The 13,463-nt window shown below is 43.2% G+C and carries 7 protein-coding genes and 1 pseudogene; 7 read left to right on the top strand and 1 reads right to left on the bottom strand.

Going from position 1 to position 13,463, the window contains the following annotated elements; translation table 11 throughout:
• Positions 1 to 19 precede the first annotated feature (19 nt).
• The 5 genes from H513_RS0106585 to H513_RS0106560 all read left to right on the top strand — a co-directional run bounded on the left by H513_RS0106585 (position 20) and on the right by H513_RS0106560 (position 9,273).
• Positions 20 to 1,675 carry an SLC13 family permease gene (locus tag H513_RS0106585; protein ID WP_036769405.1) on the top strand — a complete coding sequence of 552 codons (1,656 nt, stop codon included), beginning with the start codon at positions 20 to 22 and terminating at the stop codon, positions 1,673 to 1,675.
• 196 nt (positions 1,676 to 1,871) lie between these two features.
• Positions 1,872 to 3,113, top strand: a complete 1,242-nt coding sequence (locus tag H513_RS0106580) for a dicarboxylate/amino acid:cation symporter (protein WP_026800034.1) — start codon at positions 1,872 to 1,874, stop codon at positions 3,111 to 3,113.
• Between the two features lie 505 nt (positions 3,114 to 3,618).
• Complete coding sequence (locus tag H513_RS22060) at positions 3,619 to 6,861, top strand: glycoside hydrolase family 68 protein (protein WP_231572075.1); 3,243 nt, start codon at positions 3,619 to 3,621, stop codon at positions 6,859 to 6,861.
• An 86-nt stretch (positions 6,862 to 6,947) separates the two neighbouring features.
• The gene (locus tag H513_RS0106565; RefSeq protein ID WP_026800033.1) at positions 6,948 to 8,540 is read left to right on the top strand and encodes a glycoside hydrolase family 32 protein; all 1,593 of its coding nucleotides are present in this window, start codon (positions 6,948 to 6,950) and stop codon (positions 8,538 to 8,540) included.
• An 82-nt stretch (positions 8,541 to 8,622) separates the two neighbouring features.
• Positions 8,623 to 9,273, top strand: coding sequence for a peroxiredoxin-like family protein (locus H513_RS0106560; protein WP_026800032.1), 651 nt, complete (start codon positions 8,623 to 8,625; stop codon positions 9,271 to 9,273).
• Between the two features lie 88 nt (positions 9,274 to 9,361).
• Here the strand turns inward: H513_RS0106560 and H513_RS0106555 are convergent, their stop codons facing one another.
• Positions 9,362 to 10,081 (bottom strand): 3-ketoacyl-ACP reductase, encoded by a 720-nt coding sequence (locus H513_RS0106555; RefSeq protein WP_026800031.1) that lies wholly within the window; start codon positions 10,079 to 10,081, stop codon positions 9,362 to 9,364.
• A gap of 612 nt (positions 10,082 to 10,693) precedes the next feature.
• Here H513_RS0106555 and H513_RS22305 point away from each other — a divergent pair.
• Positions 10,694 to 10,885: pseudogene (locus H513_RS22305) on the top strand (GlgC family sugar phosphate nucleotidyltransferase); the annotation flags it as partial.
• Between the two features lie 101 nt (positions 10,886 to 10,986).
• Positions 10,987 to 13,422 (top strand): glycogen/starch/alpha-glucan phosphorylase, encoded by a 2,436-nt coding sequence (locus H513_RS0106545; protein WP_026800030.1) that lies wholly within the window; start codon positions 10,987 to 10,989, stop codon positions 13,420 to 13,422.
• Positions 13,423 to 13,463: the final 41 nt, after the last annotated feature.

The following is a 13,463-nucleotide window of genomic DNA, read 5'->3' as shown; positions in this document are numbered from 1 at the left end:
AATTAAAGGGGTTTTGGCTATGAGAGATTCGGTCTCAATGTTATGGGATACAATGTGGAAAGGACACACGCACGTAATTGATTCTATACGCTTTATTGCAAGCGGTAACAATGGTGGTGGGGGCACCCCAATCCCTTCATCCGAGACAGAAAAAGGGGGGCAACCTGGTCGTAATCTGAATCCAATCTTTACTCCTAGGCAGAAGGTTGGTTTAGTGCTAGGCCCTCTTCTTTTCTTACTCACGTTGTTGTTCTTTAGACCAAGTGGATTATCCATGGAAGGTGTCGCTGTGTTGGCATCTACGCTTTGGATTGCTACATGGTGGATAACAGAAGCGGCACCTATACCTGCAACGGCTTTATTGCCTATCGTTTTATTTCCGCTGACGGGTGGTTTAGAAATTGACGCCACCACCTCAGCTTACGGTGATGATAATATCTTTCTTTTCCTTGGCGGGTTCGTCATAGCATTAGCACTTGAAAGATGGAACTTACATAAGCGGATTGCTCTAGGAATTATTGCAATGATTGGTACGAGTACAGAGCGAATCGTACTAGGCTTCATGGTAGCGACAGGATTTCTGTCGATGTGGATTTCAAATACGGCGACGTCTATGATGATGGTGCCAATTGGACTGGCTATCATCTATCAAGTCGCTGAAGCAGTTAAAGATGAAGAGGAAATTGACACATCCCCAGGGGAATTTCGCTTTGGGAAGGCACTTATGCTTGGAATTGCGTATTCTGCTTCTATTGGTGGACTGGGGACGTTGATTGGTACTCCGCCTAACACGTTGTTTGCAGGAGCTGTCGAGAACTTATATGGCATACAGTTTTCATTTGGGAAATGGATGTTATTCGGTGTTCCTCTAGCAATCGTATTTACACTTATTTCTTGGTTCTATCTTGTGAAGATTGCATATCCAATGAAATTAAAAGAGCTACCAGGTGGCAAATCAGTCATTGAAAAAGAACGAAGCGAACTAGGAAAGATGAGCAAGGAAGAGCAAGTCGTGCTTACGGTATTTGTGCTGACGGCTGTGCTGTGGATATCGAGGTCATTCATTATTCAACCTTATATACCTGGCATCAATGATGCTGTAATTGGAATTGGAGCTGCTATTCTCTTATTTGTGATCCCATCAAGAAACTTCCGTGGCCAATTCTTAATGGACTGGGATACGGCAAAGAAACTACCATGGGGCATTCTACTTTTATTTGGTGGAGGGCTAGCTATTGCTTCTGGATTCAAAGAGTCAGGCCTAGCAGAATGGATGGGACAACAGCTAACTGTTCTTGAGAATGTTCCGTTCTTCCTAATTCTTGTTGCCGTCATTACGATGGTGATCTTCTTAACTGAAATTACATCCAACACGGCTACAGCTTCTATGATGTTCCCTATTATGGGTACGCTCGCCATGGCCATCGGTGTCCATCCATACAGTCTGATGGTTGCCGCTGGAATTGCGGCATCGTGTGCATTTATGTTGCCGGTTGCGACCCCACCAAATGCCGTCGTCTTCGGCTCGGGGTATTTACGCATACCTGATATGGTTAGAGCTGGAATATGGTTGAATGTAGCCGCAATCTTTGTATTATCTTTGGCTATTTATCTATTATTACCATTGGTATGGGGCGTGGATTTAACAATCTTCCCTGAACGATTCCTCAATTAGTCGTTGTAGGATGGAGACAGCGCTTTCTCCTTATATGAACGGCAGGGAGGAATTGTCTGTCTTCATCTATTAAAATAGTATTGAAGAGGATGACCTAAAGCACTTATAATAGGGTTTAATCGTTTAGCTAAGTGAAGTATGAAAGCGTCTCGTTGACTTGCTTCACGTTTGGAAAAGTTTGAGGGAGGTTGGAAGAGTGTCGTTAACGAAAAAAATATTACTTGGATTAGCGCTTGGTGTCTTACTCGGACTTGGCTTAAGTTCAGTCGATAATGGGATTTACGAGACCGTAAGCACATGGGTGCTCTATCCAATTGGGCAATTATTTGTTAATTTAATTAAAATGCTCGTCGTACCAATTGTGTTCGTCTCACTTGTTCTAGGTACATCAGGCATATCCGATCCGAAGAAGTTAGGGCGAATTGGGTTTAAAACGGTTCTATTCTTCTTAACAACGACTGCGATAGCCTTGACGCTTGCATTAGGAGCAGGAGCTCTATTCGAACCAGGTTCTGGGGCAAACATGACGTTGGATCAAGAGTTCGAAGCATCTGAAGCACCTTCTGTTGCAGAAACGTTATTAAACATTATCCCATCTAATCCACTTCAGGCAATGGTGGAGGGGGAAATGCTTCAAGTAATCGCATTCTCTATATTCGTAGGATTTGCTCTATCGAGAATTGGAGAAAAAGGGCAGATGATTCATCGTTTCTTTGAACAAGCGAATGACTTATTGATGTACCTTGTTCAAGCGATTATGAAATTTGCTCCGTACGGTGCCTTTGCCCTTATTGCAGACGCAATTGGAAGTCAGGGCGGGGATGCACTATTAAATATGGTGAAATACCTGTTGGTTGTGTTACTCGTTCTATTGGTACACCTGTTAGTCACATACGGGTCTGCTATTGCGCTACTAGGGAAAATGAATCCTTTCGACTTCTTCAAGAAATTCTCCCCTGCTATGGCTGTCGCTTTCAGTACGTCGAGTAGTTCAGGTACACTACCCGTCTCCATGAAGACGGTGCAAGAGAAGTTGAACGTACCGAAATCGGTAAGTGGATTTGTTCAGCCACTCGGAGCGACGATTAACATGGACGGAACGGCAATTATGCAAGGGGTAGCGACCATGTTCATTGCTCAAATGTATGGCGAAAGCCTTGCATTTGGTGATTTGTTAACTGTTGTTCTAACAGCAACGCTCGCAAGTATTGGTACTGCAGGAGCACCAGGTGTAGGATTGATCATGCTTTCTATGGTGTTAACTTCTGTAGGGCTTCCAGTGGAGGCAATTTCACTTGTGCTTGCAGTAGACCGATTGATTGATATGTGCCGTACTTCTGTTAACGTAACAGGAGACGCAGCAGCAGCTGTGATTATTGCTCGCTCTGAACGCGGTAAGGAAACTGATATTCCTGCTTCAGAATCATATTCAAATTAGGACTTAAGTGGATGGGGAAGCCCCATCCACTTTTTTTAATTCATCGTTATTTCCTACATCTATTGGATGTTGAGTCCAATTTGTATAAATGTTTAATACGAATTTAATTTCATTTCTAAGCCCCCACTTGAAAAGTCGATAGGACCCCCTAATTGATAGGACAATGATTCGAATGGTTGTGTATAGAACCTAATTGTAAACGCAATGTAAAGCTTCCTTAATCATCCATTTAATTGAAAAGAACAATACAAATTTACTCATCCATTTAGTACGTAATTCCTATTCGCTTCTTTACTTAGAATTAGTCAAAACGTATCCTTTTTGTAAATGTGGGCAACGTTTACATAAGTATGAAAGATTGCCAGAAGCGTTGATGTGGCAAGATTTCATAAGGCGATAGTCGCATGTTCATACCTCTTCATATGCGCGTTGACGCTCCTCAAAAGGTTCAAGTAAGTTTGTAACTGTATTCGAAACAAAGAAATAATGAGGAGGGTTCATGCAAGTGAACACTAGAAAAGCGAAAACATTATCCATGGCAACAATGACAGCAGCTGTTATGGCAGGGGTCGTATACGAAAACCCACTACATAACGAGAACGTACATGCAGACGCGGATGTCGTAACAGCCGAGTGGACGCGTGAAGATGCTCAGAACTTTGAGCGTACCGACGAGAATACACCGTCCAACATTGATTCCTTCACTGATGTAGCACCTGACCTATGGGTATGGGACACTTGGCCACTACGTAATCGTGACGGGTCTCTAGCAGAGATTAATGGCTATAAAGTAGTCTTCGCACTAACAGCATCTAAAGACTACACATGGGGTGGTCGCCACGATGAAGCTGAAATTCGCTATTTCTACTCCAAAGACGGTAAGAATTGGGAAATAGGTGGTCTTCCATATGACCCAGAGAAAGCATTTGGCTCTCGCCAGTGGGCTGGTTCAGCGATGCTTGAAGAAGATGGGACAGTCAACTTATTCTATACGGCATCTGGTCGTAACGGAGAAGAGCCGGTCTATACAACTACAAATGAGTTTGGTGAGGAAGTAACGGTGGATACACACCTAGAACAACGCCTTGCGAAAACAACCTTCTCCTTCACAACAGATGAAGAAGGAGTCGAAGCTCATCCAACAGGTGAACATAAGATCTTAGCAGAAGCAGACGGAGAAATGTATCAAACTCAAGAACAAAACCAAGGAGAAATCCTTTACTCTTTCCGTGATCCATGGTTCTTCCAAGACCCTGAATCTGGTGAAGAATATATCGTATTTGAAGGGAATACTGCTGGGCAAATGCAACCAAGCGAGAACCCAGATGTACCTGAAAATGCAAAACACTTTAACGGGAATGTCGGGATTGCGAAAGCAACGGATGATAGTTTAGATAACTTCGAACTACAAGAGCCATTGCTACACGCAGACTATACGAACCAACAGCTAGAGCGTCCTCACATCGTTTACCAAGATGGGAACTACCATCTATTCACCATTACTCACGAGTTTACATTTGCTGATGGCATCAAAGGGCCAGACGGTGTATATGGTTTCGTGAACGAAGAGCTTCGTGGAGATTATGAGCCAATGAACGATACAGGCCTAGTTGTAGCGAATCCAGAAGAAGACCCATTCCAAGCCTATTCTTGGGCGGTACTTCCGAACTTGAACGTGATTAGCTTCGTGAATGAATTCCACGATGAGAATGGCAACTTCCAAACTGGTGGTTCTTTCGCACCGACTCTACAGCTTGAAATGGACGGAACAGAGTCCAAAATTGTAGGGGAACTAGCTGAAGGTGAAATCGAGTACCCTGAAAATGAAGATAAAGATGAAACACCAAAATGGACAAGTGAACAAGCTCAAAAATTCGAGCGTACAGCTAAGAACACAATGGAAGAAATTAACTTAGATAACTTAGATCAATTAGACGAAAATGCCCAAACTTGGGATACGTGGCCACTACGTAACAAAGACGGTTCCATCGCAGAAGTAGATGGCTACCAAGTAATCTTTGCATTATCAGCACCGAACGATGTGCTTCCTGGTAAGCGCCATGATATTGCAGAAATTAAATATTACATCTCTAAAGATGGAGAGAACTGGGAAGAGGGCGGCAAACTATTCCCTGAAGGTGAAGCACTAGGTTCCCGCCAGTGGGCTGGTTCTGCCATGATTGACGAAGATGGAAAGCTACACGCGTTCTACACCGCAACAGGTCGTCAGGGTGAAAAACAATTAACGTATGAGCAACGTCTTGCGAAAGCATCTGCAGATGTTGAAATAACAGAAGATGGCATTCAATTCTCTGAATGGTCCGACCATGATGTGATCCTTGAGCCAGAAGGCAAGTATTATCAAACGAAAGAAGAATCTGAACAAGGCGACATTGCGTATGCTTTCCGTGACCCATGGTTCTTCCAAGACCCTGCAACTGGCGAAGAATATATCCTGTTCGAAGGAAACACGAATGGTACGCCTGCTGAACGTGCGAAAGAGAACTTTGTTGAGCAGTCAGAATCTACTTTATTCAACGGAAACATTGGTATTGCGAAAGCGACGAACGATGAGCTAACGGAATACGAAATCCAAGCTCCACTACTTGAAGCGCCGAACATGAACCAAGAACTTGAGCGTCCTCATATCGTAATGAAAGACGACAAGTACTATTTATTCACAGATACGCACACAGACAAATTCGCTCCAGGGATTGACGCAGAAGATGGTCTTTACGGTTTCGTAGCGGATTCCCTTAAGGGTGATTATGAGCCGCTTAACGAAAGTGGTCTAGTCCTAACCAACCCTGAAAGCAATCCATATCAAGCGTATTCTTGGATGGTAATGCCAGAAGGAACAGTTGTTAGCTTTGCAAACTTCTCTGACCTAGATGGCATTGGCATTCCTGAAATTGGCCAGCAATCTGAAGAGTTCCAATTCGAACACTTTGGTGGAACGCTTGCTCCTTCTGTACAACTTTCCATTGAAGGCGATGAAACAGAGGTTGTTGAGACACTAGACCAAGGCGTTCTTGCTCCAGAACAAGAAGGCGGCGTAGCGAACAGCAATGCTGCTGCACAAGCAAATAGCACAGGAAACGGCTCTGCTTCCTCTGCGGTTGAAACAACAACAGAAGACGGTGAAGCAACAAGCGGCGCTGGTGCACAAGCAGCAACAGTTGGCAATGGTACAGCAGCTGGTCAAGCTTCAAGTGAAGGAAATGCAGAAGAAGGTACTACAACTAGTAACGCTGCAGCGACAGCAGCAACAGCTGGTAACGGAAACGCGGCAAGTCAAGCAGATAGCGAAGCAAGTACAGACGAAACTGACGCTGATAATCACGCTGAAGCACAAGCAACAAGCGGAGAGAATGGTCAGGCAACTGGTAACGCTTCTAGCCAGACAACAACAGAAGATGGAGAGACAAGCTCTAACACAGTGGCACAGTCTTCTACGACTGGCAATGGCACAGCAATGAGCTCCGCTTCTTCAAACGGAACGACTGTAACGTCCATGGCTTCAAGCTCTGGCAATGGCTCTGCTTCTGCAACAAGCACGGCGACAAGTGACTTGGTTGACAATCCATTTGAGGACCTATTCAGTGATTCATTTGGTCTTTCATTCAGCACATCAATGTCGACGTCTACTTCCTTTAGTAGTGCATTCCACAATCCAATGAACAATTCTGTTAGTGCAATGAGCAATTCATTCAGTAACTCATTCAGCATGATGAGCGCTATGCAATAACGACTATTGTTCTATGATACTTGTAAGAGGGGACAGCTAACGATTTCGTTAGCTGTTTTCTTATTCATTTAACTGGAGGAAAGAATATGAGAATCAACATCAAGGCGATTACCCTGATCTTATTTATTGTATTTCTAACCATCATTGGGTTAAGCCTCGTATACAACTACACATCATCAAATGATTCAATTGGTGAGAATCCTGCAACAATTTCTTCTATACCTGACGCATATAATCAGGCTTTCCGCCCGCAATATCATTTTACTCCACAATCAAATTGGATGAACGACCCGAACGGAATGGTGTATTACAACGGGGAGTATCATTTGTTCTACCAGCATAATCCACATGGATCTCAGTTTGGGAACATGAGTTGGGGGCATGCAGTGAGTGAAGATTTAGTTCATTGGGAAGAACTTGATGTCGCGTTGCAGCCTGATGAGCACGGAATGATCTTCTCAGGGAGTGTCATTGCTGATGAAACGAATGAGAGTGGCTTATTCCCAACAGATGAAGGTGGGCTCGTTGCCTTTTACACAAGTGCTGGAGATACCCAAGACCAGCGCATTGCCTATAGTACGGATGAGGGGAGAACGTGGACGAAATACGAAGGTAATCCTGTTGTGCCGAATCCAGGCATCGTCGATTTCAGGGACCCTAAAGTCATATGGCATGAAGCTTCCAGTCAGTTTGTGATGCTGCTAGCAGCAGGGAACAAAATCATGTTCTACGGGTCCAAGAACTTAAGGGACTGGGATTACTTGAGTGAATATGGACAAGATGTTGGGGCACACGGTGGTGTGTGGGAGACGCCTGAACTCTTCCAGTTACCTGTTGATGGAAATACTAAGAATGAGAAATGGGTGTTGCAAGTCGACATGAACCCCGGAAGCATAGCTGGTGGCTCTGGGGGCCAATACTTCTTAGGTGAATTTAATGGGAAGGAATTTATTCGGGATGAGAAAGACCAAGGAATTAACTGGGTCGATTATGGAAAAGATTTCTATGCGGCTCAACTCTTTAACGGGGCAGAACGCCCCATCTGGATGGCTTGGATGAGCAATTGGGAGTATGCATCAGCAATACCTACCCATCCTTTTAGAGGTGCCATGTCCATGCCTAGAACGCTCTCTCTTCAAACTGACCAATCTGGGGAAGTTCAGTTGGTTCAACAACCTGTAGAAGAGATGAAGGACCTAAGAATGGAGCCAGTATATGAGATGGCAGACAAAACGATTTCAGAGCCGGTTCAATTATCTTCATTTGACCGCCAGACGTATGAAGTTGTGGCCGAGTTTAAGGTGGGTACCGCACGCGAGTTCGGTTTCCGTGTGCGTCAAGGAACAGAAACGGGTGAACAAACCGTTGTCGGATATGATGCGGAGAACGGTTATATGTTCACAGACAGGCAATACTCAGGAGTGACGGATTTTCACCCTTCTTTTTCAGGTGTATACCGGGCTCCGACTAAGATCAAAGAAAATGGAACGGTTACGATGCGTATATTCGTAGACCGCTCATCTGTAGAGCTATTTGCAAATGGTGGGGAAGAAGTTCTCACAAATCGAATCTTCCCATCCTTAACCAGCAAAGATTTACAAATCTATGCTGTAGATGGAGAGGTTAACGTAGAATCATTAAAGATCTATCCTATCGAGTCTTCTTGGAAGACCTCCTAGGAACCACGACAGTGCGGATAATTTTCCATTGTAATAAATAAGTATTACAATAGGGTTAGTCTGTATAAGGAGAGTGATTGACATGACAACAATGAGACAACAATTTAATGAATATATCGAGAAGTCAAAGGCAGCATTACCTGAAGAGACAAGAAATAAAATGTCTAAAGCCATTCAAGAATTAGAGGATTCTAACGAAGGAAAGGGTCTACGAGTAGGGGAAGATGCACCTGATTTCACTCTGCCAGATGCAAAGGGCTCTGAAGTGAATTTATATGACGTATTGGAAAACGGACCAGTCATTTTAACATTCTACCGTGGTGGATGGTGTCCGTATTGTAACCTTGAGTTGCAATCTTATCAGGCAATCCTTGAAGATATTCATGCAGAAGGCGCAGAGCTTATGGCAATTAGTCCCCAACAGCCTGATGCTTCCTTGTCAACGCAAGAGAAGAATGACCTTCAATTCCACGTACTAAGCGATGAAGGAAACCAAATTGCAGATGAGTTTAACTTAGTTTATTCATTACCAGGGTACTTGGCTGAGATTTACAAAGAGAAGCAGTTCCAATTAGAAGAACGTAACGGAGATGACTCTTATACGCTTCCAGTAGCTGCCACGTACATCATCACGAAAGATGGTAAGATTGCTTACGAATATACGAAAGCAGATTACAAAGACCGTGCGGAGCCTTCCGAAGTGTTAGCTGAATTGAAGAAACTAAACAAATAAATCGAAAGAGCGTAGCCATAGTGGCTACGCTCTTTTTGTCACATTTGCTTGTCGATTTCCGGGGAAATAACTAAGCTGATGTAATCCTTTATGGATTTGTAGACCATAGTCCAGCAGACTTCACAAATGTACGTGAATTAAGTTTCAATTGAGAAACGATAAATTCTGCTAGGTCTTCAGGTTGCATGACTTTCTCTGGGTTCCCATCTGTTAACTCGTTCTCTGTTGCTAAATCGGTAGCGACAGTACTTGGAGTCAACGCTGTTACGCGAATGTTATGCTTACGTACTTCCTGAGCAAGTGATTCAGTTAAGCCAAGCATACCGAACTTAGATGAGCTATAGGCACTTGTGACTGGAGCGCCTTTCTGACCCGCTGTAGACGAAATGTTAATAATATCGCCTTTTTGAGCTTCAATCATTTCAGGTAGGATCGCGCGAGTTACATAATATGTACCCATTAAGTTCACATCAATGATTTTCTTCCATTCAACTGGATCAAGTTCGAGGAAGTTACCAAACTTCGCAATCCCTGCATTATTAATAAGAATATCAATGGAGCCCAAAGCACCCTTAAGTGACTGAACAGCAGCCTCCACTTCTTCTAGAGAGGAGATATCAGCTTGAGCATAAGCTGCTTTAACCCCGTGCTCTTCCACTAAGCGCTTCGTTTCTTTCAATGTATCCTCAGAACGTGCTACAAGAGCAACGTGGACACCAGCTTTAGCTAACTCAATTGCTGTTGCACGTCCAATTCCTCGCCCGGCGCCTGTTACAAGTGCTGTTTTTCCTTCAATTTGTTGTGCCATAGTAAATCCTCCCATTGTTAAAGATGCATACGTATTGTATCGATATTCTCATTTAATTGAAATGGAAATGCTCAATTCTTTATTAGTTCTTCTTCTCTATTCTCTACAAGTGCTGTGAATAAATATTCATAGTTTTCAGGTTCATCCATATGAGCGAATTAATAGAGGTTCTACCCTCTTCTTTCATTCTCGTGATACAACCGATAGCACGTTACATAGTTGTTGTGAAAGACCATCATCTTTCACTCCGATTATGCATAACTTACTACTAACACTCTATGGACTTCTTGCAAGTTTGTGTGAAGGAACGTTCGGTGTTCTCGCCTCAGTCTTCTTAATGTAATTCTAGGGGAAAGGATAACCATCTCAGTAGCGACATCAATCTCTCATAGAAGATCAAGAAGAACTATACGAAACAGTGACACAAAGGGGTGAGGTGTCTATTCATTGCTTGAAGATATAGATTAATTAGGATGTAAATAGTTTGGGACAACCAAGAGTGATAAAGACATAGATTTAATGCAGGATGGGTTGTTTTTGTTTCGCTAATTCTACTCTATAATTTAGAAAAATTGAAATCGTTTCATGTGAAACACCGAGCAGAAAAGCAACTTATTCCGAGGAGTACACGGTAAAAATGGAGTTCACATTAAAGCCAGTATTATTATGCAAAATTGTGAAATTGGTGAATATGTCAAGCTTGAACATAGTATTTTGGATAAGGAGGTAGTGGTTGACCACCACAGAATGCTGAAAGGGAATGAGAACAACCCACGTGTGTGGGAGAAGAAAATGATGCATTAGTTCCGAAAGGTCCATGAAGAATGTGCTCCAGTTGTAGGCGTGCCTTCTTCAAGGACCTTCTTACTTCTTGTGTGTCATTAACTGTGGAGGTGACGGGAATCATGTTTAAGAATAAACATCGATTTAAAGAGATGTTTGTCTCTCGATTAGAAACCATGCATGGGAAGAGCGTAGAAGAAGCCACGTTAACGGATTGTTACGCTACACTGGGGAGCATGGTGCGGGAACAGTTGAGCAAGGACTGGATTCGGACAAATGATTTCTATCGAGATGAACCAACGAAACAAGTTTACTACCTATCTATGGAGTTTCTGCTTGGAAAGTTACTTAAAACAAACCTCGTAAATCTTGGGATTCGAGATTTGTGTGAGAAGGGACTAGGGGACCTTGGGATTGACTTAGAGGCTGTGGAACTTCAAGAACCGGATGCAGGTCTTGGCAATGGTGGATTAGGCAGGCTAGCAGCGGATTTTATGGACTCATTAGCTTCTTTGCAATTGCCGGGGCATGGATGTGGCATTCGATACAAGTATGGTCTGTTCGAACAGAAAATCGTGGATGGGTATCAAGTGGAAGTACCTGATTATTGGTTACGAGAGGGAAATGTGTGGGAGGTCCGGAAATCTGATAAGGCTGTTGAAGTCCCTTTCTATGGCGAGGTCATCAGCGTAACAGAGGGGGACCGAATTCGATATGAGCATGTCAATTATGAACCTGTATTAGCGGTCCCTTATGACATTCCAATGGTTGGGTATGAGAATCGCACGGTCAATTCTTTGCGGCTATGGAGTGCAGAATCGGCAATTAAGGATTTCGATTTCAACCAGCTTCATCACAAGAACTACCATCGTATTATTGAATATAAACGAAATACAGAAGCCATATCTGAATTTCTATATCCAGATGATTCTACAATTGAAGGTAAAATGCTGCGTCTAAAGCAACAGTACTTTATGGTTTCTGCAAGTCTGCAAAGTATTTTATGTCGTTTCAAACGTAAGAACATCCCAATTACAGACCTCCCAAATGAGGTAGCCATTCATACAAATGATACCCACCCAGTGCTAGCGATACCTGAGTTAATGCGTTTACTTATGGACAAAGAAGGACTTGGTTGGGATGAGGCGTGGGATGTAACGACTCGCACAATCTCTTATACGAACCATACCATTATGGTCGAGGCGCTTGAGAAATGGCCAATTGACTTAATGCAACCGCTGTTACCACGGATTTATATGATCATCAATGAAATTAACGAGCGCTTCTGCCAGCAATTATGGGACCGACATCCAGGAGAGTGGGCATTAATCGAACGGATGGCTATCATTTCTCATGGGTATGTGAACATGGCTCATTTAGCTGTAGTAGGGAGCTATAGTGTGAATGGTGTTTCTAAGCTTCATTCCAATATTCTAAAGAACGAATTGCTCTCGCTCTTCTATAAAGAGGAGCCCTATAAATTTAATAACAAAACGAATGGCATTACCCACCGTAGATGGTTGTTAACTGCGAACCCACTCTTGTCTAAAACGATAACTGAAGCCATTGGACCTGCATGGATAGAGTCACCTGAAGAGCTAGAACGATTAGCCAAGTACGCAGATGATGTTTCCTTACAGAATGAATTTGCGCAAGTGAAGCAGAAGAATAAGAACATGCTTGCAAAGAAAATATGGAACGATTACGGGATTAAAGTAGACCCCGCCTCTATTTTTGACGTTCATATTAAGCGGATGCACGCTTATAAACGACAGTTACTTAACGTCTTTCATATCTTGGATTTATACCGAGTGCTGAAAGATAATCCAAATTTATCTATAGTTCCGCGCACGTTCTTATTTGGAGGAAAAGCGGCTCCGAGCTATCATTTAGCCAAAAGCGTTGTAAAGCTTATCCACACTGTCGCACAAACTATCAACTCAGATACAACCATTCGAGATCAACTCAAGGTTGTGTTCATACCAAACTACGGGGTCACACATTCGGAACAAATCGTGCCTGCGGCTGACGTTAGTGAACAGATTTCAACGGCTAGTAAGGAAGCATCTGGGACAGGAAACATGAAATTCATGATGAACGGAGCTTTAACGATCGGTACGTACGATGGGGCGAATATTGAAATGGCAGAAGCGGTTGGGGAGGAGAACATGTTTCTATTCGGCCTGAGGCCTGATGAGGTAATCCATTATTATGAACATGGTGGCTACCACGCGAGAGAAATGTATAATCAGGACCCCCGTTTGAAGCACATTCTAGATCAACTCGTAAATGGCACGTTTGTAAAAGAAGATGTTGACTTTAAGTCCATTTATTATAGCTTGATTGACTACGATGAGTTTTTCGTGCTGAAAGATTTCGCTTCTTACGTAGACGCGCAACACGAAGTAACACGACAATTTCATCATCGGTCGGAATGGGTTAGGAAGTGTATCTTAAATGTAGCGCACTCGGGTGTATTCTCAAGCGACCGAACGATTCAGCAATATGCTAAAGACGTATGGAGGCTTACCCCTGTAGCAAAACTGAATCATAAATGAACAAGAATCATCATGTCCATGTTCACTCCTTCTTCATACTC

Origin of the sequence: Pontibacillus halophilus JSM 076056 = DSM 19796 (assembly GCF_000425205.1) — a bacterium.
Lineage (GTDB): Bacteria > Bacillota > Bacilli > Bacillales > BH030062 > Pontibacillus_A > Pontibacillus_A halophilus.
The sequence above is the reverse complement of the archived record's forward strand: the minus strand, read 5'-3'. Positions and strand labels throughout refer to the sequence as shown.